At 66.4% G+C, this 20,122-nt stretch carries 15 protein-coding genes and 2 tRNA genes; 14 read left to right on the top strand and 3 right to left on the bottom strand.

Annotated elements, in window-relative coordinates:
- Positions 1–8 precede the first annotated feature (8 nt).
- Complete coding sequence (locus KTR9_RS10825) at positions 9–2,033, bottom strand: cytochrome c oxidase assembly protein (RefSeq protein WP_014926412.1); 2,025 nt, start codon at positions 2,031–2,033, stop codon at positions 9–11.
- A 135-nt stretch (positions 2,034–2,168) separates the two neighbouring features.
- Between KTR9_RS10825 and KTR9_RS10820 the strand changes: the two genes are divergently transcribed.
- The 3 genes from KTR9_RS10820 (at position 2,169) to KTR9_RS10810 (ending at position 4,465) form a co-directional block, all read left to right on the top strand.
- Positions 2,169–2,242, top strand: a tRNA-Arg gene (locus KTR9_RS10820).
- 109 nt (positions 2,243–2,351) lie between these two features.
- Positions 2,352–2,729, top strand: a complete 378-nt coding sequence (locus tag KTR9_RS10815; protein WP_014926411.1) for a hypothetical protein — start codon at positions 2,352–2,354, stop codon at positions 2,727–2,729.
- On the top strand, positions 2,729–4,465 hold the full coding sequence (locus tag KTR9_RS10810; protein ID WP_014926410.1) for a hypothetical protein: 1,737 nt from the start codon (positions 2,729–2,731) through the stop codon (positions 4,463–4,465). The genes KTR9_RS10815 and KTR9_RS10810 overlap by 1 nt, the downstream gene beginning before the upstream one ends.
- On the opposite strand, the gene KTR9_RS10805 is transcribed toward KTR9_RS10810, so the two are convergent.
- Positions 4,448–5,767, bottom strand: a complete 1,320-nt coding sequence (locus tag KTR9_RS10805; RefSeq protein ID WP_010841660.1) for a uracil-xanthine permease family protein — start codon at positions 5,765–5,767, stop codon at positions 4,448–4,450. The genes KTR9_RS10810 and KTR9_RS10805 overlap by 18 nt on opposite strands.
- 140 nt (positions 5,768–5,907) lie before the next feature.
- Here KTR9_RS10805 and KTR9_RS10800 point away from each other — a divergent pair, with 140 nt between their 5' ends.
- The 3 genes from KTR9_RS10800 to cmrA all read left to right on the top strand — a co-directional run bounded on the left by KTR9_RS10800 (position 5,908) and on the right by cmrA (position 9,432).
- Positions 5,908–6,456 (top strand): PadR family transcriptional regulator, encoded by a 549-nt coding sequence (locus KTR9_RS10800; RefSeq protein ID WP_014926408.1) that lies wholly within the window; start codon positions 5,908–5,910, stop codon positions 6,454–6,456.
- Between the two features lie 64 nt (positions 6,457–6,520).
- Positions 6,521–8,584: an NADPH-dependent 2,4-dienoyl-CoA reductase gene (locus KTR9_RS10795; protein ID WP_014926407.1), complete on the top strand. Its 2,064-nt coding sequence runs from the start codon at positions 6,521–6,523 to the stop codon at positions 8,582–8,584.
- A 41-nt stretch (positions 8,585–8,625) separates the two neighbouring features.
- Positions 8,626–9,432, top strand: a complete 807-nt coding sequence (gene cmrA, locus KTR9_RS10790) for a mycolate reductase (RefSeq protein ID WP_014926406.1) — start codon at positions 8,626–8,628, stop codon at positions 9,430–9,432.
- Positions 9,433–9,438: 6 nt separating this feature from the next.
- On the opposite strand, the gene KTR9_RS10785 is transcribed toward cmrA, so the two are convergent.
- A complete protein-coding gene (locus KTR9_RS10785) occupies positions 9,439–11,034 on the bottom strand; it encodes a helicase HerA-like domain-containing protein (RefSeq protein ID WP_044506446.1) in 1,596 nt (531 codons plus the stop codon).
- 62 nt (positions 11,035–11,096) lie between these two features.
- On the opposite strand from KTR9_RS10785, the gene orn reads away from it, so the two are divergent.
- The 8 genes from orn to KTR9_RS10745 all read left to right on the top strand — a co-directional run bounded on the left by orn (position 11,097) and on the right by KTR9_RS10745 (position 20,120).
- Positions 11,097–11,696, top strand: a complete 600-nt coding sequence (gene orn, locus KTR9_RS10780) for an oligoribonuclease (RefSeq protein WP_044506443.1) — start codon at positions 11,097–11,099, stop codon at positions 11,694–11,696.
- A 102-nt stretch (positions 11,697–11,798) separates the two neighbouring features.
- Positions 11,799–11,871 (top strand) — tRNA-His (locus KTR9_RS10775).
- 116 nt (positions 11,872–11,987) lie between these two features.
- Complete coding sequence (locus KTR9_RS26525; RefSeq protein ID WP_014926403.1) at positions 11,988–12,596, top strand: hypothetical protein; 609 nt, start codon at positions 11,988–11,990, stop codon at positions 12,594–12,596.
- 566 nt (positions 12,597–13,162) lie between these two features.
- Positions 13,163–14,419: a hypothetical protein gene (locus tag KTR9_RS10765; protein WP_044506441.1), complete on the top strand. Its 1,257-nt coding sequence runs from the start codon at positions 13,163–13,165 to the stop codon at positions 14,417–14,419.
- Positions 14,420–14,610: 191 nt separating this feature from the next.
- The gene (locus tag KTR9_RS10760; RefSeq protein WP_010841666.1) at positions 14,611–14,955 is read left to right on the top strand and encodes a YciI family protein; all 345 of its coding nucleotides are present in this window, start codon (positions 14,611–14,613) and stop codon (positions 14,953–14,955) included.
- Positions 14,956–14,958: 3 nt separating this feature from the next.
- The gene (locus KTR9_RS10755; protein WP_044506439.1) at positions 14,959–16,272 is read left to right on the top strand and encodes an RNA polymerase sigma factor; all 1,314 of its coding nucleotides are present in this window, start codon (positions 14,959–14,961) and stop codon (positions 16,270–16,272) included.
- A gap of 165 nt (positions 16,273–16,437) precedes the next feature.
- Positions 16,438–17,736 carry a dicarboxylate/amino acid:cation symporter gene (locus tag KTR9_RS10750; RefSeq protein ID WP_014926399.1) on the top strand — a complete coding sequence of 433 codons (1,299 nt, stop codon included), beginning with the start codon at positions 16,438–16,440 and terminating at the stop codon, positions 17,734–17,736.
- A 332-nt stretch (positions 17,737–18,068) separates the two neighbouring features.
- The gene (locus KTR9_RS10745) at positions 18,069–20,120 is read left to right on the top strand and encodes a neutral/alkaline ceramidase (protein WP_014926398.1); all 2,052 of its coding nucleotides are present in this window, start codon (positions 18,069–18,071) and stop codon (positions 20,118–20,120) included.
- Positions 20,121–20,122 lie beyond the last annotated feature (2 nt).

Here is a 20,122-nt window from a genome sequence, read left to right as displayed (position 1 = left end):
GTCGGCGCTCAGCCGCGCTTGTTGAGTTCCTTGAGCATCTCGTTGTAGCTACCGAGATCAGCGTCGTGGTCGCGTTCCGCGTTGCGGTCGTAGCGTCGCGCCTGCCGGGTGTCGCTGCGCTGCCACTGAACGAAAAGCGCGAGCAGGACCACCACCAGCGGGATCTCGCCTGCGGCCCAGGCGATTCCGCCGCCGACGCGCTGGTCGTCGAAAAGGTCGTAGTTCCACGGGAGATTCAGTCCACGGTAGTAGGCCTCGGCGATGACCGCGGTCGTCATCATGAGCGCGATGCCGAAGAACGCGTGGAACGGTATCGAGGCCATCACGATGCCGAGCTTCGCCACCGGTGACACCTGACGCGGCGCCGGGTCGATGCCGATGACCAGCCAGTAGAACAGGTAGCCGCTGAGCAGGAAGTGGAGGTTCATCAGCAGGTGCGCCGCGTGATACTGGACCACGGCCTCGTACAGACCGCCCAGGTAGAGGACGTAGAAGCTGCCGACGAACATGATCGCGGCGATCAGCGGGTGGGTCAGGATCCGGGACGGCGCCGAGTGCACACCCAGCTGGATCCATTCGCGCGGGCCCGGCGGATTGCCCCGGCCGGCCGGCGGCAGTGCCCGCAGTGCGAGCGTCACCGGGCCGCCGAGCACCAGCAGTACCGGCACCATCATCGACATCAGCATGTGCGCGATCATGTGGATGCTGAACATCGCCGGGGCGTAGCGGCCGAAGCCCGACGACGTCGCCAGCAACAGCAGCAGACACCCGAGGACCCACGCCACGGTACGTCCGACCGGCCAGGCGTCGCCGCGTCGCCTCAGGCGGATCACACCGCGCAGATACACGACGGCGAGCACGATGGCCGCGAGCCCGAAGATCAGGTCGAAGCGCCACTCGGTGAGGAGGCGGACGAACGTCGGCGCGCCGTCGAGGTCGTACCCGATGGCGTTCTCGGTCGCGGAGATCTGCGCGGTGTCGACGACGGGCGGCGGCGTCCGGCCCAGCCCCACGGCGAGACCGAAGGTCGCCGCGAACACCGCGAGTTCGACGAGTCCGAAGCGGACGAACAGCGAGGGCCGTTCGTCGGTGTCCAGCTGCGCGATGGTCACCCGGCGATGCCAGGCGCCCAGCCCGCCGAGCACGACGAGGGCCGCCACCTTGGCCACGACGAGACGACCGTAGGTGTCGGTGAACAGGTCACCCAGCGGCACCCGGACCAGGGCGTTGACGACACCGCTGGCGCCGACGACGAGGATGCACCAGAACGCGACGCGCGAGAAGCGTCGGACCGCCAGGGCACGCCAGTGTCCATCGGCGAGGGCGTACACGACGACCGCCGCGAGGCCGCCGAGCCACAGCGTCGCGCCGACGATGTGCAGGATCAGGCTGTTGGTGGCGACGTCGTGGTTGCCACCCGACGAGGAGTGGCCTGCCAGGGCCGACGGCATCAGGCTGAAGACGGAGAACGCGATCACCGCGATCGTCGGACCCCAGTGCAGCGTCATCCGCGCGATGATGGCCGCGACCAGCGCGAACAGCGCAGTCCAGAACCACGTGCGCACTTCGGCGACCTGGCTGTAGGCGGTGAGCAGGTTGGCGGGTCGGATCGTCTCCGACAGGGGCGCCCCACTGACCTCCGAGGCCGACAGCGGCATGAGCAGCAGCGCACACACCGACCACGTCAGCGCGCTGGCCGCACCGATCCGGATCGCGCGGTATCCCCCGACGTCGAGGACGCCGCTCGCCTGGGGCGGCACGAAGAACGCGGCGAACACGGCCGAGCCGAGTGCGATCGCCGCGGCGAACTCGCCGACCGCAGTGAGCGCCGGCGCCCCGTACGTGGTCAGCGGACCGGGATCGGGCACGCCGGTCAGCCGGAGTGCCGACGCCGCGGAGATCGCGGTGACGGCGACAGCGACGATCGCGGCGAGCCAACCCGATGCCCACAGGATCGCGGTGACGACGCCGCGCGGTTCGTTCATCGCGTCGCGATGCTGCTCCGCGGAGGCGGGCGTCGACGTGCGGGTCATCCCTCAACTGTAGGACCGGCAACTGACGCGATCCCAATTCGACCTGGCCCGCGGTGGCGCACGGCATACCGGCGGCCGTGTCGTAGACTCTCTCTGCCCGACGCCTCGTGTCGCTCGTCACGCGCGCGCCGGTCAGCCTCCGTAGCTCAGGTGGATAGAGCAAGGGCCTTCTAATCCCTAGGTCGCAGGTTCGAGTCCTGCCGGGGGCACCTCACGTGTCTGTCGCGGACCGCGCGCGGCAGAACGGGAACCGTTCAGGCCACTCCGTGCGTCATAGTCCTGCCCCACAGATCGGTGGGTCGCGACCCCTGGAGGATCATGACGCTCCCCGGCCCACTCTCCGGTTTTCCGCCCCTGCCATCCGGTCCGCTGTCAGCGGGCCGACGTGACCAAACCGACTCGGCGACTTCGCTGTTCGGTGTCGATCCCGCCGAGGTCCAGGAGGTCGCCCGCGTCTGGCAGTCTGCCGGGATCGCCATCCACGCCGCTGATGTCGAGGCCATCGGCGCGGTCATCGGCCCGTCGAGCCGGGTCGCTCGGGCACTGTCCGCGACCGCCCACCCCGCGCGCTCGGCGGTCGACTCGATCGGCGAACGCCTAACCGTGATGGGCAGAATGCTGCGGATGTTCGACGCGTCGACGAGTGCCGCCGACGTCCGCTCGGGCGCGCGGTTCCGCGACCTCGAGGACCGCTGATGCGGCCCACCGTCTCGCAGTTGCGCGCGTGGAGTCCGCAGTCGTTCGCCGACGCCGGTTCTGCGGCGTCCGGTGTCGCGGAGTCCCTCGACGCCGGCATCGATACCGCGGTCCGAGCCTTCGACTCGGCGTCGTCGTGGTCGGGTGACACGCATGATGCGGCGCATCAGGTCCTCTGGGCGGAACACGATCATGCCGGCGAGATACGCAACGTGCTGCACATGGTCGCCGACGAGGCGACCGACGCCGGCGCCGACCTCGACCACGCGCGCGACTTCGCGCTGGGCGTCGTCCGAGGGGCAGAAAATCTGGGCTTCACCGTCTTCGACGACGGCACCGTCACCCACCCCGACGCCGGTCTCGCCGGACAGGCCACCCTTCTCGCGGGCTCCGTCTCCGACGCCCTCGACACCGTGGACATCCTCGACGAACGCTATGGCGAACGACTCGAGGGGTTCGCCGCCGATCTCGCGTCGATGAGCACCGGTCAGCCCGATGTCCGGCTGCCGGGCGGTACGGCATCCGATGCCGACGCGGCGGTCCGATTGTTGGAGACTCTGACGCCGACCCAGGTCCGGGACGTCGTGGAACAGATGAGCCCAGCCGATGTGCGCCGCCTGATGCAGGCGAACCCGCATGTCATCGGGAACCTGCCAGGTGTCCCGTTCGCGATCCGTGCCCAGGCCAACGAGATCAACATCCGCAACGCGCTCGCCGACGAGGTCGAGGCCGGCCGCGGACAGGGACGCCGAGCTCGGACTCTGCGGGGGCTGCTCGACCCCCTGCCCGAACCGAGCGCTGAAGCATCCCGCCGCGGCGACGACGGACTCGTCGAGCGGACCTTCATCACCTTCGTCAACACACCTCGGGGCCGCATGGTCGAGATGATCGGATCGCTGCGGTCCGACACCACCAACACCGCGACCTATGTCCCCGGTACCGGCACCACTCTCGACACCGTGGTCGGTCGCAGCCGCACGGCTGCAACCGATCTCGCGGCGCGTACGGGCGGCCCGGTGTTCCTCTACCTCGACGGTGACCTGCCGCCGGACCTGCGCGCGGCGGCGAGCACGAGCTTCGCCGCCGCGATGGCGCACCGTCTGGAGTTGTTCGGTTCCGAACTCGACGCCGAGATCGCTCGTCACGCGCCCGCGGCGACCACCACCTACATCGGCCACAGCTACGGCGGATCGGTCGTGGGCTCGGCCGAACAACTCGGCCTGTCCCCCGACCGGGTCGTCTACGCCTCATCGGCGGGCACCGGCATCTACGCCACCCCGCACCCCGCGGGCGTCGAGCGGTACTCGCTCACCTTTCCCGGCGACCCGATCCACTACGTGCAGTCTTTCCCCGGGAACCCCCACGGCCACGACCCCGACACCGCGCCCGGCGTGATCAGGCTCGACACCGGCACAGTCGACGTAACTGGCCGCCCAGTCGACGAAAACGGGCGCACAGTCGACGGAAATGGACGCACGGTCGATGGGGGTCTCGTCACGCACGGCGCCTACTGGAACGACCCGGAATCAACGGCCTTCCAGAACATGGTGAAGGTCATCACCGGCGCAGACCCCGACCTGTACGTGCCGCGCCGGCCCGACGTCCCCGAACTCCCGCCGCCGCCTCTCGGTGCGCCCGCTCCGCTGTGGTGGCTGTACCTCTTCAACGATCGCGCCGACGGCGACATCGATCTGCCGGGCCCGGTCCCCGACATCCCGTTACGTCTCCCGTGGTGACTGCCCATTTCTGCCGACGTCGACCGTCCCCCGCCATCGACCGATGAGTCGCATGGAGTGATAGATGACCAGCGCCGCGACCGACCCCAGGGAGATTCCGGCGAAGACGAGGTCGCCGACCTGCCAGGTGTAGTCGGCGATGCCGATGATCAGCGGGATCGCGGCGGTGAACTGGTTGATCGGCTTGGAGAAGTCGACCTTGTTGCTCACCCAGATCTGTACGCCGATCACGCCGACCAGACCGTAGAGCGCCGTCGTGACACCGCCGAGCACGCCGGGCGGAATCGCGGCGATCACGGCGCCGACCTTGGGCGACAACCCCAGCAGGATCGCGGCGCCGCCGGCCACCCAGTAGGCCGCGGTCGAGTACACCTTGGTCGCCGACATCACGCCGATGTTCTCGGCATACGTCGTCGTGGCCGAACCGCCGCCACTGCCGGCCAGCATCGTGGCCAGTCCGTCCGCAGCCAGCGCGCGCCCCATGGTGGCGTCGTAGTCCTTGCCGGTCATCATCGACACCGACTTGACGTGACCGATGTTCTCCACGACGAGCACCAGCACGACAGGGAGGAACAACGGCAGGACACCCAGATCGAAGGTGGGTGTCTGGAAGTCGGGCAGACCGATCCACGCCGCATCGCCGATACCGGAGGTGTCTATGAAGTCGTTGTCGCTGTCGATCCGGTCGAGGACCAGCGCGAGGACATATCCCACCACGACGCTCAGGAAGATCGCGAGCCGTCCGAGCAAGCCCCGGAACAGGACCGCGGAGGCGACCAGCAACACCAGCACGATGGTTGCGAGAACGGGGTCCTCGACGAAGTTGTTCTTGGCCGCCGGAGCGAGGTTGAGACCGATCAGAGCGACGATCGCGCCGGTCACCACCGGCGGCATCAGGGTCTCGATCCACCGGACGCCGGCGAAATGGCTGATGAGTCCGATGACCACGAGCATCGCGCCGACCGCCACCAGCCCGCCCAGTGCCGACGACGCACCGTCGGAGGCGACGGCGGCCGTCACCGGCGCGATGATGGCGAAGCTCGAACCCAGGTAGCTGGGCAGGCGGTTGCGGGTGATCAGCAGGAACAGGATCGTGCCGACGCCGGAGAAGAACAGCGTCGTCGACGGCGGGAATCCGGTCAGCACGGGTACCAGGAAGGTCGCGCCGAACATGGCGACCACGTGCTGCAGACCGATGCTGACCGTGCGCGGCCAGGTCAGCCGTTCCTCCGGTGCCACCACCACGTTGTCGGTCAGCTTCCACGACAGCAGATTCCGAGACCTCGTCTCCGGTTCGTCCATGCCGAACAGTCTGCGGCACGGAGGTCATCGTCGCCTCACTTCGGGTTCGGGCCTCCCCCGCGGCCCAGGCCGCGCTGATATGCAACTCGACTCATATACACCTTGTTGCATAGTGCGTTGTTGCACGGTATTTTGCTCTCATGGCGCTCGAACACGCGATTCTGGTGTCGCTGGCCGAGCGACCGGGAACGGGCTATGAGATCGGTCAGCAGTTCGATCGCAGCATCGGCTACTTCTGGTCGGCCACTCACCAGCAGATCTACCGGACGCTCAAGAAGCTCCTGGACGACGACCTGGTCAGCGTCGAATCGATCAGCCAGGACGGCCGCCCGGACAAGAAGGTCTACACGATCTCCGACGCCGGCCGTGACGCTCTCGCCGACTGGGCGATGAGTCCGACACCGCTGCAACCGCTTCGCAGCGACATCGGCGTGAAGCTACGGGCCGCGGAATTCGGTGACCTCGCCGCGATCATCGGCGAGCTGAAGGCGCACCGCGATGAACATCTCGCACAGCTCAAGCTCTACACCGGTTTCCAAGACGACTACTACCCCGATCCCGACGCGCTCACCGGTCGCAAGCTGCACCAGTACCTCGTTCTCCGTGGCGGTATCCGGCAGGAGCAGGGATACATCGAATGGTGCGACGAGGTCATCCACGGACTAGAACGCGAACTGTCCCAGAGCTGAGTTCGCAACGCCCGCAGCCCAACTACACAGCCCACCAAGGTTCACCGAGATGAAAGGTCGCGCCATGTCAGCCCCGACGGCACAACCGAACCAGCACTATCCGCACCTGTTCACGCCGTTGCAGATCGGCGGCATGACCATCGAGAACCGATTGGTCATGGGGTCGATGCACACCGGCCTCGAAGACCGGTTCTGGGACACCGACAAACTGGCCGCCTACTTCGCGGAGCGGGCCAAAGGTGGTGCGGGACTGATCATCACCGGCGGTTTCGGCACGAGCCGGACCGGCCTGCTCGCGTTCGCCGGCGGCAAGATGACCAACGTCGTCGACATGACCCGCCACAAGCGCGTGACCAAAGCCGTGCACGACGAGGGCGGCAAGATCGCCATGCAGCTGATCCACGCCGGGCGTTACGGCTATACCCCGTTCAAGGTCGCGCCCGGCACCGATCCGTCGCCGATCCACCCGTTCAAGCACCTTCGAATGACCGAGCCGATCATCCGCCACGTCATCAAGTCGTTCGGCCAGTCCGCCAAGCTCGCCCGCAGAGCCGGCTACGACGCCATCGAGATCATGGGCGGCGAGGGCTACCTCATCAACCAGTTCCTCTGCCCGCACACCAACGATCGCACCGACAAATGGGGCGGCAACACCGAGAACCGCCAGCGTTTCCTGGTCGAGGTGATCAAGGAGATCCGCCGACAGGTTCCCCGCGACTACCCCGTCATCCTGCGCCAGTCGATCGCCGACCTCATCCGCAAGGGACAGACCTGGGACGAGGTCGCACTGATGGCGCGCAAGGCCGAGCAGTACGGCGTCGACGCGATCAACACCGACATCGGTTGGCACGAGGCCCAGGTCCCCACGATCGTGACCTCGGTGCCCCGCGGCGCATTCGTGAAGTTCACCGAACGTCTCCGCGACGAGGTGTCGATCCCGCTGATCGCGGCCAACCGCATCAACACCCCCGAACTCGGCGAGGAGATCCTCACGAACGGACGCGTCGACGCCATCCAGATGGCCCGCCCGTTCCTCGCCGATCCCCACCTGGCGAACAAGGCCCGCGAGGGTCGGTCCGACGAGATCAACACCTGCATCGGCTGCAATCAGGCCTGCCTCGACCATGCCTTCGTCGGCAAACACGTGTCGTGCCTGGTGAACCCGATCGCGGGTCGCGAGACCACGCTCATCCTGGGTCCGACGCGAAAGGCCAAGCGCGTGGCCGTGATCGGCGCGGGCCCGGCCGGCCTGTCGGCCGCCGTAGCCGGCGCACAACGCGGTCACAAGGTCACCCTGTTCGAGGGCGGCGACGCGATCGGCGGCCAATTCTCCATCGCCTCAAGGATTCCCGGCAAGGAGGAGTTCAAGGAGACAATCCGCTACTTCACCCGCCAGATCGAGGTGCTCGGCATCGAGGTCCGGCTGAACACCCGCGCCGACGCCGACTCCATCATCGCCGAGAAGTTCGACGACGTGATCGTCGCGACCGGCGTCGTGCCGCGCATACCGAGCTTCCCCGGCGTCGACCACCCGATGGCGATGTCCTACGCCGACGCGGTGCTCGGGCATCGGGAGATCGGCAAACGTGTGGCCGTGATCGGTGCCGGCGGAATCGGTTTCGACGTGAGCGAGTTCCTCACGACCGATGAGTCGCCGACCTTGAACCTCAAGGAATGGGAACAGGAATGGGGCGTCACCGAGGACCCGGAGAAGCCCGGCTTCGTCACCAAGCCGCGGCCGCTCCCCCCGGTGCGCCAGGTCTACCTGGTCCAGCGCAAGGCCGGTAAGCAGGGCAAGTCGCTCGGCAAGACCACCGGCTGGGTGCATCGCGCGACGATGAAGATGAAGGGTGTCGAGCAGATCAGCGGCGCCACATACGACAAGATCGACGACAAGGGACTGCATCTGAGCTTCCGCGACGACGAGGGCAACGTCACCGACACCCGCGTCCTCGAGGTCGACAACGTGGTGATCTGCGCGGGCCAGGAATCGGTACGCGATCTCATCGACCCGTTGACGTTGGCCGGTGTCACCACGCACGTCATCGGCGGCGCCGACTACGCGGGCGAGCTCGACGCCAAGCGTGCGATCCGCCAGGGCACCGAGGTCGCCGCGGGTATCGACTGACGGTCGGCCTCGACGTGAGAGGCGGCGGCTACCATTGCGACATGCCGGTACCGCCGCCCTCCGCCACCGCCCGCGCCGTCGTCACCGGGGCCTCGTCCGGGATCGGACGGGAACTCGCACGCGCGTTGGCCGCTCGTGGCCACTCGGTGGTCCTCGTCGCCCGCCGCGGTGAGCTTCTCGAAGAGCTCGCCGGCGAACTGCGCACGGCACATGAGGTCTCGGTCGAGGTCCGTGCCGTCGATCTGTCCGACCCGACGAAGGTAGAGGTGCTGGCCGCCGAGTTCGCCGGTCGCGACATCTCGATCCTCTGCAACAACGCGGGCATCGCGACGTTCGGTCCGGTCGCCGACCTCGACGCCGACTACGAACGCGCGCAGGTCCGGTTGAACGTCAACGCCGTCCACGACCTCACCCTGGCAGTGCTGCCGCAGATGGTGAAACGCGGCTCGGGCGGCATCCTGATGGTCGGCTCGGCGGCCGGGAACATGCCGATCCCCAACAATGCGACGTACGCGGCGTCGAAGGCTTTTGTGAACAGCTTCAGCGAGTCGCTGCGCGGTGAGGTGTCCGGGCAGGGTGTCCACGTCACCCTCCTCGCACCCGGACCGGTACGTACCCACACCCCCACCCCCGACGAGGCGTCGATCGTCGACAAGGTCGTGCCGGACTTTCTGTGGCACTCGTCGGCCAAGGTCGCCGAGATGAGTCTGGATGCATTGGCGCACAACAAGATGCGCATAGTACCCGGCAGCCTGTCGAAGGCGATGTCGGTCGCCGGTGGATACACACCACGCGCAGTGGTGGCGCCGATCGTCGGCGGGTTCTACCGCAAGTTCAGCGCCGAATAACGGCTGTCAGCGCCGCCGGCGACGCCCCGTGCCGAAGATCGCGCGGCTGAACTCACGCCCGGCCGCGCTCGCCGCCGATCGCAGGAAACTCTGCATCGGCTTGCTCGTGAGCACCTCGGTCAGCAGCCCTGGTTCCTCCGGCGCGGGTGTCGGGGCGGCCGCAGGCGGTGGTGCCGGAACCGGCGCCGGCGCGTCGGCGGACTCCCCAGGTCCGAGGGTGTTCGCCGCGAGCATCTCGTAGGCGGACTCCCGATCGACCGGCGTGCCGTACTTCGCATACAGCGGTCCGGATTTCGCGGCCGCCGTGATCGCGTCGGCGCCGATCGCCTCCATTGCCGACCGTGGCGCTCGGATCACCGTCCAGGCGACCGGTGTCGGCGCGCCGCGCTCGGACAGCACCGTCACGATCGCCTCGCCCGTGCCGAGGGAGGTCAGCGCCTGCTCGAGGTCGTAGATCTCCGACACCGGATAAGTCTTGACCGTCGTGCGCAGCGCCTTCTGGTCGTCGGGGGTGAAGGCGCGCAACGCGTGCTGGACCCGTGCACCGAGCTGCGAGAGCACCTCGTTGGGGATGTCGGTCGGCAGCTGAGAGCAGAAGAACACGCCGACGCCCTTCGACCTGATCAGTTTGACCGTCTGGACGACCTGGTCCACAAACGCTTTCGACGCGTCGTCGAAAAGCAGATGCGACTCGTCGAAGATGAAGACGAGCTTGGGTTTGTCGAGGTCGCCGACCTCGGGCAGGAACTCGAAGAGGTCGGCCAGGATCCACATGAGAAAGGTGGAGAACAGGGCGGGTCGGGCCGCCTGGGTGCCGAGCTCGAACAGCGTGATGATTCCGCGCCCATCGGCCGCCGTCCGGATGAGGTCGGCGGGATCGACTTCGGGTTCGCCGAAGAACGTGTCACCGCCGTCGGCCTCGAGATTCGTCAGCGCGCGCAGGATCACGCCCGCGGTCTGTCGCGACACCCCGCCGATCCCTTTCAGTTCGGCCTTGCCCTCGTCGCCGGTGAGGAATGCGATGACCGACCGCAGGTCCTTGAGATCGAGAAGCGGTAGGCCCTTCTTGTCCGCCCAGTGGAAGATCAGGCCCAGCGTCGATTCCTGAGTCGCGTTGAGTCCCAACACCTTGCTGAGCAGAATGGGCCCGAACGAGGTGATGGTCGCGCGGATCGGCACCCCGATCCCCTCCGAACCCAGCGAGACGAACTCGACCGGGTGTGCCGCGGGCTGCCAGTCGTCGCCGGTCTGCTGGGTTCGGTCGATGATCCTGTCGTTGCTCGCACCAGCCCGGCTGAGCCCGGACAGGTCGCCTTTGATGTCGGCCATGACGACGGGCACGCCGTTGCTCGACAATTGCTCGGCGATCAGCTGCAACGTCTTGGTCTTCCCGGTCCCGGTCGCTCCGGCGACGAGTCCGTGCCGGTTCATCATCGACAACGGGATACGCACCTTGGCCTCGGGATCGACCTGCCCCGAGACCGAGACCGCCCCCAGTTCGAGTGTGGGTGTGGTGAACGCGTATCCGGCGGCGACACTCTGTGCTGGACTGCCCTGTGCTGGACTGCCCTCGGCGGGACTGGAGGCTTCGGTCACGAGCACACGATAGCCCGCGGGCGCCGATCTCCCGCGGATCTGCGGATGCGGTTGGCTAAGGTTGTCGGGTGCAGGACAAACTGGTGTGGATCGACTGCGAGATGACCGGACTCCGACTCGAGTCGGACAAACTCATCGAGATCGCGGCCCTCGTGACCGACAGCGACCTCAACATCCTCGGCGACGGTGTGGACGTCGTGATCCACGCCGACGATGCCGCCCTGGCCTCGATGCCGGACGTCGTGACCAAGATGCACGCGGCGTCGGGTCTCACCGAGGAGGTGCGGGCGTCCACGGTCACCCTCGCCGAGGCCGAGAAGCTGGTCCTGGACTACATCCGCGAGCACGTGACCACCGCCGGAGCGGTGCCGCTTGCCGGTAACTCGATCGCCACCGACCGCGGCTTCATCACCCGGGACATGCCCGAACTCGACGCCTACCTGCACTACCGCATGGTCGACGTCAGCTCGATCAAGGAACTGTGCCGACGCTGGTATCCGAAGGTCTACTTCGGTCAGCCGGAGAAGGGCCTCGCGCACCGGGCGCTCGCCGACATCCGCGAGTCGATCCGCGAGCTGCGCTACTACCGCGCGGCGGCGTTCGTACCCGCTCCCGGCCCGGACACCGATGCCCTCGCCGAGATCGTCAAGGACCTCGGCCCCGCGTGAACACGCTGGTCCGGTAACCGATTGGAGTTCTACGGCACCGACCCGCTAGAGTATTGATGGCTCTGAGGCCCGGCGCGTATGCCCAGGTTTCCGACGCCGATGGTGGATGTAGTTCAGTTGGTAGAGCACCAGGTTGTGATCCTGGCTGTCGCGGGTTCGAGTCCCGTCATCCACCCCGACGACAAGCAGCGCCCCACCTGATGAAATGCAGGTGGGGCGCTGTTTATATGCGTTATATGCGCGTCGGTGCAACGAGCTATGCAACAAGGGTCGATTCGGAGGACACCGAACGTGGGCTGGTTCTGGGATTTCTGGCACTGGTGGACCACTGCGCGGGTGGCGGCCACCGCAGCGGCAGCTGCGGGAACCATGGCAGTCGTGACGGGTACAACCGCCGTTCGTTCCCTGCGCCACGGCCGGCAAGCGGCCCAGCGCACCACCCGTCCGATAATGGTCGCCTCTCTGAAACCCAGCGGCACGATGAGCGCAGGCCTTGAGGTCTCCAACGTCGGCCCCTCGATGGCCCGCAACGTCGACGTGACTTTCGACCCACCGTTGCCAACCCACGACACAACCCCGGAGGGCGAGCCGAGTCTGCTCGTGTTCGTACGTCACCGGTTCTCTAGACCGGTCGGTGCCTGGCCTCCCGGCTACGTCGCTCGAAGCCAGTTCCTAATTCTCACAGGTGAGAAGGATGACGACGGCCAACCCGTGAACGAGGACGGCATTCCCCGCGATCAGTCAATTGTCTTCAACTACGCCGATGACGACGGAAACGCCTACAACGACCGGATCTCGCTAGACCCCACGCTGATCGAGGGAGAGAACTGGACCGTTACCAAGCGGCACCGAAACGGGCAGGAGATACTAATCCACGACGGTGCGCCCTGGATTCAGTGAAGGGCAGTCCGTCCTCTAGTTGCCGCGCTGAGAATCAGTAGACCGCGTCATATTCTTGGGCAGCGCCTTAATTTGTGAAGTCCGTTGCAATCGGCCATCATCCGGCCGAGGCGCGTCTGGACCGCAGTCGCCGTTTCCCCCTTGAACAACATCGCCTCGCGAACGCGTCGCGACGGTACCAATTGAAAACGGACTGCAAATTCCGGTCAATCTGTCCACGTGCCCACCTAGAAACCACCGACCATTTTAAGTACGAAGCATCTCGCAGAATCGATCCTGCGAGCGTACGGTCTATCACCCAGCTGATCAGGTTCGGTGTAAGGCTGTCGCGGGCCTGGCCGCGACTCGCCACGAACGTCACCCGACGCCGGCGACCGAAACCTAATTGCGCAGAAATGTGAAGCACCAGCCGAAGGAGCTACAAGCGCATTGCAGGTGGCGCACTCAATCGGCCCCAGCAACACCACCACAGGGGGCGTGAGGTCCGTCCGACCGACGCTGCGTCTGTAGTGCTGGCGCCGTTGCCGCGCGTCCCACGGGTCGGTGGTCGCCTATACGGTCAAGACATGACGGACACGCGGAGGGTGCGCCCCTACGGCTCAGCGCGCGACCTTCCCTCTATCAGAGAGATGGAGCAGCAGATGGCTGCGCTCAAGGCGCTCGGCTTTCTGCTACGGAAACATCAACGGCAACAGTTGCGAGACCTGAGGCGCGAGCACAACCACATTACGACTATGGTAGACACCTTTTACGCGCTCCTCGGGGAGCGGAATTGGGTGTTCACTAGCGACCTCAACCTACGCGCGTTAGAACATGTCGTCAGCGCAGATGACGCGGTCACAGCCGAGAAACGCCTCATCGAGTACTACAAGACGGCCACGAGGATTGAATTTCCGCTGCGCCGCTTGCTGCGCTTCGAAGCGATGCGCCCACGCCTTCCACTGCTACAAAATGCCTTAGACGACTACGAAAACGGCCGCTACTACAGCACGATTCTCGTCCTGTTGTCCGCGATGGACGGCTTCGTGAACGACCTCGAAACTGCGACTCGGCAGGGGTTGCATGCCCGCCCTGCGGAAGACATGGTGGCGTGGGACAGCGTTGCCGGCCACCATATGGGCCTTAGCCACGCTCATCAATCATTCGTCAAAGGCTTCTATAAGACCGACACGGCGGAGATCACCGACCTCTTCCGCAACGGCATCATGCACGGCACCCTCGTCAACTTCGATAACGATGTCGTCGCAACGAAAGCGTGGAACCGTCTGTTCGCCGTGGCCGACTGGGCAGAAGCGCGCGAACGTCAAACGCGGCCGGTCGAGCCGACACCTACAATGCGAGAGTTAATCGGTCGTTGGAAAATAGTCCAAGACCAGAGGGCCAAGATCGAAAAGTGGCATGCTTACCAGTACGAGCCGGGTACTTCGACCGACCATCCGTCCGAAGTTGCCACGGCGTCCGCTGACTTCCTAACGCGGTGGCAGAAGCAACAGTGGGGGCCTGTAGGCGCCCACTTCATGGAACTCAGGCTCAACCGATCCTCAGTTGGCAGGCTTGCGGAGGAGGCCAAAGATCTCTACAAGGGGCTCAGCCTAACCGCCTGGACAATTATCCGCGTGCGCCACGTCGCAGCCGCCGTTGCTCACGCGGACGTAGAACTCGTCGTGAATGGCAACACCTACCGAACAGACCTACGGTGGGTTCGCGTCGATGAAACTGGCGATACCGCAAGCGAATGGCAGCCTGGCCGATGGTTACTGTCCATGTACGGTCCCTCCAACTTCTTGACGCCCGAAGCTATCGTGACGCCCGGTTTCAACTAGTAGGCGTATGCGAGGCCGCGCTCCTGGCCTCTGATACACACGATCGAGTCCTCGGCCGATCGGCGTCTCGAAACTTTTTTCGTCTTGCTGTCGATACCCGTGATCGCCGTACGTCACCATGGTGTCGGACCGATCCGGTTCGGCACCGAGGCCACATCGGCAGAGAAGTGCGGCCGAGAACTGGAGGAACGATGAAGTACGCATTGCTGCTCATGGGACACGTCAACGATCCGGCGTGTGGTGAGGACGGGGGCGCGAGCCCCGAGGAGTTCTTCGCCTTCGACGAGGAGATCACCAAGGCCGGCGTCGTGGTCAATTCGTTCGCTCTGGAGGACGAGCGCGCGGTCGTGCACACCGACGACAGCGGTGAGCGGGTGGTGGCGTCGTCCGGGCCGTTCGCGGAAGTGCGGGAGTTCGTCGGCGGGGTCTATGTCATCGACGTCGCGAACGTCGACGAGGCGATCGAGTGGGCCCGACGCAGCCCCGGCTCGGCGCCGGGCGGTCACGTCGAGATCCGGCCGCTCGCACCGTACTGATCGATGACGAGTCCTCCCCACCGCCCGGCAACCACGGAGTCCGCGGAATCCGTGGCCCGCCGGGCGGTGTCCGCCGTCGACCGAGACGTCCGCGCGCGTGTACTCGCCACTCTCACCAAGAGATTCGGCGACCTCGACCTCGCGGAGGACGCCGTGCAGGATGCGATCGCGCAGGCGCTGACCACCTGGTCCCGAACCGGGCTACCGGACTCACCCGAGGCGTGGCTGACGACGACGGCCAAACGCAAGGCACTCGACGTGATACGCCGCGAATCCGTCCTCGCCGGGAAACTCGCCCGGCTGCACGCCGACACCGAACGCGTACCGGTGCATCCGGATTTCGCGGACCCGGCAGATGCGCCGCCACCGGAACTGCCCGACGAACGACTCGGAATGTTCTTCGCGTGCACCCACCCCGTGCTGCGCGCCGAAGACCGGATCGCACTCACCCTGCGTTTCGTCGCCGGGCTGACCACCGCCGAGGTCGCGCACGCCCTGCTGATTCCGGTCCCGACGGCCCAACAGCGAATCGTGCGCGCCAAGAAACGGATCGGCGCGCTGGGTGTTCCGTTCACCCCACCGCACGAGGACGATCTCCCCGCCAGGCTCGGCGGGGTCCTGCGGGTGGTCTATCTGATGTTCTCCGAGGGTTACGCCCGCTCGGCCGGCGACTCGCACGTGCGCGACGACCTCACCGACGAAGCGATCTCTCTCGCACGAACCCTGCGCTCGCTGCTCCCCCGCGCCGAGACGACCGGGCTGCTGTCGTTGTTGCTGCTCACCCAGTCCCGTCGTCCGGCGCGACTCGACACCGACGGGCGCCCCGTTCCGCTGGGCGACCAGGATCGCGAGCTGTGGGACCGGGACCTCGCCGTCGAGGGCATCACACTCGCCGAAAGCGCTGCGGCACAGCCCGATGCCGGGCCCTACACGATCCAGGCCGCGATCGCCGCGGTGCACGCCGAAGCGCCCACGGCCCCCGAGACCGACTGGACACAGATCGCGGTCCTGTACCGGCTTCTGGAAGCACACGATCCCGGGCCCGTGGTGCGCGTCGGTGGCGCCGTTGCCGTCGGCCGCGCCTACGGGATGGCTCGTGGCATCGAGATGCTCGATCGGTTGCGGTCGGACAAGCAGCTCGACCGCTTCCGGCCCTTCCACATCGCCCGGGCGCTCACGCTCTCCGAACTGGGCGACGACCGGGGCGCGGCCGACGCGTACCGTCGGGCGCTCGAGCTGCCCGGCAATGTCGCCGAGGACGACTATCTCGCCGACGCACTGTCCGGCCTCGTGAACGAGACGCCGTCCGATCGGTGAACTCCCATCAGGAGTCGCATTCTTCCGCCCGCCGACGTGCGACGAAACCCGGCCGTAAAACCGATGACACACCGTCGAAGCGACGTCGCACTAGCGTCTCGCCCACATTCGGCGAGAGGCCGTGACACGCGGCTGTCGGCCGCACCCTGCGTCCGAGGAGAGTCCGTGAAGGCGTTGAAGCATCCCGCGTTACAGATCGGGTTCGGTGCGATCGCCGGCCTGATCTTCGGGTTGGTCGTCGGTGAGTGGGCCGCCAACCTGAAGTTCATCGGCGACATGTTCATCCGCCTGATCCAGATGTCCATCGTGCCGCTCGTTCTCGCGTCGGTGATCGTGGCAACAGCGTCGATGTCGGGCGCGGGCACGGGCCGCATCGCCTTTCGGACCGTCAAGTGGATGCTCGGATTCTCGGTCGTGGCGGCGGTACTGGCATGGGGACTGAGTGTGCTGATCAGACCCGGCGCCGGGATGGTGTTCGACGGCGAGCTCGACCCGACTCTCGAAGACGAGGCCGGTCAGACCACAGGATGGCAGGACACGCTCCTCAATTTCGTGTCCAAGAACGTCTTCGAGGCGATGTCCACGGCCACGATGGTGCCGATCATCATCTTCGCGTTGCTGTTCGGCGTCGCGCTGCGCATGCAGATCACCAAGTCCGGCGACGACCGCGTCCTGACGTTCATCGACCAGATCCAGCAGATCATCCTGACGATGATCCGGCTGGTCATGTACATCGCACCCATCGGTGTGTTCTGCCTTCTCGCCTCACTCGCCGGCGACGTCGGGCTCTCGGTGGTGACCACCGCCGTCAAGTACCTGGGCACCACGGCGCTCGGCGTGGCGATCCTGTTCGTGCTGTTCGTCGTGGTCGTCACCGCCCGGACCCGCCTCAACCCGGCACGGCTGCCGGGAAAACTCGCGGAACAGACCACCATCGCGATCACCACGACGAGCTCGGCCGTCACCTTCCCCACCGTCCTCAAGAACACTGTCGAGAAGATCGGCGTGAGTCAGAAGATCGCCAACTTCACGCTCTCGATCGGCCTCACCATGGGTTCCTACGGCGCGGTTCTCAACTACATGATCGTCGTCATGTTCCTGGCCCAGGCAGGCAACGTCGAGCTCTCCGTCGGCGACATCGCGCTCGGAATGGGCCTCGCGATCCTGCTCAACATGGGCACGATCACTGTCCCCGGCGGATTCCCGGTCATCGCAACATTTCTCGCGACCTCACTCGACCTCCCGCTCGAAGCCGTGGGCATTCTCATCGCCGTGGATTGGTTCGCGGGCATCTTCCGGACATTCCTCAACGTCAACGGGGACACCTTCGTCGCCATGCTCGTGGCCAACGCCGACGACGAGATCGACCGCGACGTCTACAACGACAAGAAGACCGTGGTGTCCGAGGAGATCGATGTCAGCGAGTACTCCGGCGCGTTCGCTCGCGCGGACGACGCCGACTGACGGGGTTCCCGGCGGGACGGCGATTCACGGAGAGTCGACGACCCTCCGGGACCTTCGACCTCAAAAGTCTCCGAAGCCCGGCACATCAGGGTGGTGCGCAGTAACGTCCACTCCATGCCTTCCTACTGGGTCATGCCTGCCGTCGCGCTGATCTCGTGCATCATCATCGGGATCGGGTTCATCGTCGGAATCCCTGGCGGCGGCGACAAGGACTGAGGTCGGACGCTCCGCCGACCTGACCTGGACGGAGCCCACGCGGTCGCACCGTCGCGGTGCTGCCGCGATGACACCGCACGTCTGCCGGTGTCGTCCGACGCCCGGAAGGACGCCTCGTGGAACTCACACGCAGACAGGTGATGGCCGGTGCCGCGGCGACCGCCACCGCCGCGGGCCTCGGAACCGCCCTCACCTCTGGGCGCGCCGGCGCTTCGCCGCCGGGGTCGACGAACTACCTCGTCGGCTGCGGCATCGCCGACGTCACCGGCGCGGTCGCCGGCCACGGCATGATGGGCTACTCCAATCCCGAGCAGGTCGCGGCCGGGCTCCTGCAGCGCTGCTGGGCGCGGGCCTACATCATCGTCGACCGCGCGACCGGTGAACGCGTCGTCTTCCTCACCGCCGACCTCGCCTGTCTGTTCCAATCGCATCACATGGGCCTGATGGCCAAGCTGCGCACCAGGTTCGGGTCTCTCTACACCGAATCGAACGTGAACCTGAACGCGCAGCACACCCACGCCTCGTGCGGCGGCACGTCGTGGGACTACGCGTACTCCCTCGCCGCATTCGGGTTCAAGAAGAACTCCTACGACGCCGAGGTCGACGGCATGTTCGCCGCGATCGTGCGCGCGCACGACGACCTCGCGCCCGGCAGCCTCACCCTCGGCCGGGAGGAACTGCACGACGCCAGCCGCAACAGGTCCCGGGTGGCCTTCGACGCGAATCCGTCGTCGGACACCCGTCATTTCCCGAACGCGATCGACCCCCGGGTCACGGTGCTGCGACTACGGCAGCACGACGGTTCCGGCGGCCGGGATGTCGGCGCCATCACCTGGTTCCCGACCCACGGCACATCCCTCACCGACCGCAACGTCCTCATCGCCGGCGACAACAAGGGGTATGCGAGCCACCTGTGGGAACGTGCACAACCAGGGTTCGTCGCCGCGTTCCCCCAGACCAACTCCGGTGACATGACGCCGAATCTCGCGCTGGCACAGTTCCATCCGAACGGACCGACCTCGAACAACCGACGGAACTGCGAACTCATCGGTGAGCGTCAGTACGTCGCGGGACGGCGGGCCTTCGACAGCGCTCGCCCGATGACGCGCGGCGGCGTCGACTCGATCGTGCGGTACGTCGACATGTCATCGGTCACGATCTCGGGCACCTACACCCCCGACGGCCGGCCGGCTTCCACGACTCCGGCGATGATGGGTGCCGGTGCGGTGGCGACGAGCAGCGAGGACAACTACGAGCAACCGCTCCCCTTCCTCGTCGAGGGCATGACCAACCCTCTCGTCACCGCCCTCGGCGGCGATCGCGTCCCGCCGATCGCACCGTGGATGCGAGACATGCAGGCGCCCAAGCTGATCGCGTTCCCGCTCGGTCTGCTGCCGCCCTCCGGCTGGATCCCGTCGGTGGTACCGCTGCAGCTCATGCGTATCGGCGAGATCGTGCTCGTCGGCGTGCCCGCCGAGGTCACCGTCGTCGCAGGCCTGCGACTTCGACAGGTGGTCGCCGACGAACTGCGGATCGATCTCGACAACGTTCTCGTGCAGGGATTCTCCAACGCCTACACCCAATACGTGACCACGCCCGAGGAATACGACCTGCAGCACTACGAGGGCGGGGAGACCCAGTACGGCCGATACACGCTGTCCGCCTATCTCCAGGAGTTCGCCGCGCTCGCGGCGGCCATGGCATCCGGACGCGGGATCGGCCGGGGTCCCGCGCCGGTCGACAAGTCGGGCCTGCAACCCGATCTGGTGCCACCGGTCCCCGCGGACCGTCCGATACCGGGCCACCGCTACGGCGACGTCCTGTGCCAGCCCGAGGCCAGGTACCGCCCCGGCTCGACGGTGACCGTGCAGTTCGTCGGCGCCCACCCCAACAACGACTTCCGGAACGGGCGGACCTACCTGGAGGTGCAACGGCGCACCGGGTACGGGTGGACGACGGTCGCCGACGACAACGACTGGTCCACAGAGTTCCGGTGGGCGCGACCGGCCGGCAGCCCGGACACGTCGCGGATCACCATCACCTGGCGTCCGCCGGCGGATGCGTCGGGTGAATACCGCATCCGCTACTTCGGGGACCGACGCGATGCGAGCGGGACGACGAGACCCGTCACCGGCATGAGCCGTACGTTCCTCGTCGCGTCGCGCTGATC

The organism is Gordonia sp. KTR9, assembly GCF_000143885.2.
GTDB lineage: Bacteria > Actinomycetota > Actinomycetes > Mycobacteriales > Mycobacteriaceae > Gordonia.
Note: the sequence above shows the minus strand (reverse complement) of the source record. Positions and strands in the feature narration are given on the sequence as shown.

Coding starts and splice junctions, on each gene's coding strand:
- KTR9_RS10805 (WP_010841660.1), bottom strand. CDS start 5,767: ATGGACGAACCGGAGACGAGGTCTCGGAATCTGCTGTCGTGGAAGCTG.
- KTR9_RS10810 (WP_014926410.1), top strand. CDS start 2,729: ATGCGGCCCACCGTCTCGCAGTTGCGCGCGTGGAGTCCGCAGTCGTTC.
- KTR9_RS10825 (WP_014926412.1), bottom strand. CDS start 2,033: ATGACCCGCACGTCGACGCCCGCCTCCGCGGAGCAGCATCGCGACGCG.
- KTR9_RS10760 (WP_010841666.1), top strand. CDS start 14,611: ATGAAGTACGCATTGCTGCTCATGGGACACGTCAACGATCCGGCGTGT.
- KTR9_RS10795 (WP_014926407.1), top strand. CDS start 6,521: ATGTCAGCCCCGACGGCACAACCGAACCAGCACTATCCGCACCTGTTC.
- KTR9_RS10765 (WP_044506441.1), top strand. CDS start 13,163: ATGACGGACACGCGGAGGGTGCGCCCCTACGGCTCAGCGCGCGACCTT.
- KTR9_RS10815 (WP_014926411.1), top strand. CDS start 2,352: ATGACGCTCCCCGGCCCACTCTCCGGTTTTCCGCCCCTGCCATCCGGT.
- KTR9_RS10755 (WP_044506439.1), top strand. CDS start 14,959: ATGACGAGTCCTCCCCACCGCCCGGCAACCACGGAGTCCGCGGAATCC.
- cmrA (WP_014926406.1), top strand. CDS start 8,626: ATGCCGGTACCGCCGCCCTCCGCCACCGCCCGCGCCGTCGTCACCGGG.
- KTR9_RS10800 (WP_014926408.1), top strand. CDS start 5,908: ATGGCGCTCGAACACGCGATTCTGGTGTCGCTGGCCGAGCGACCGGGA.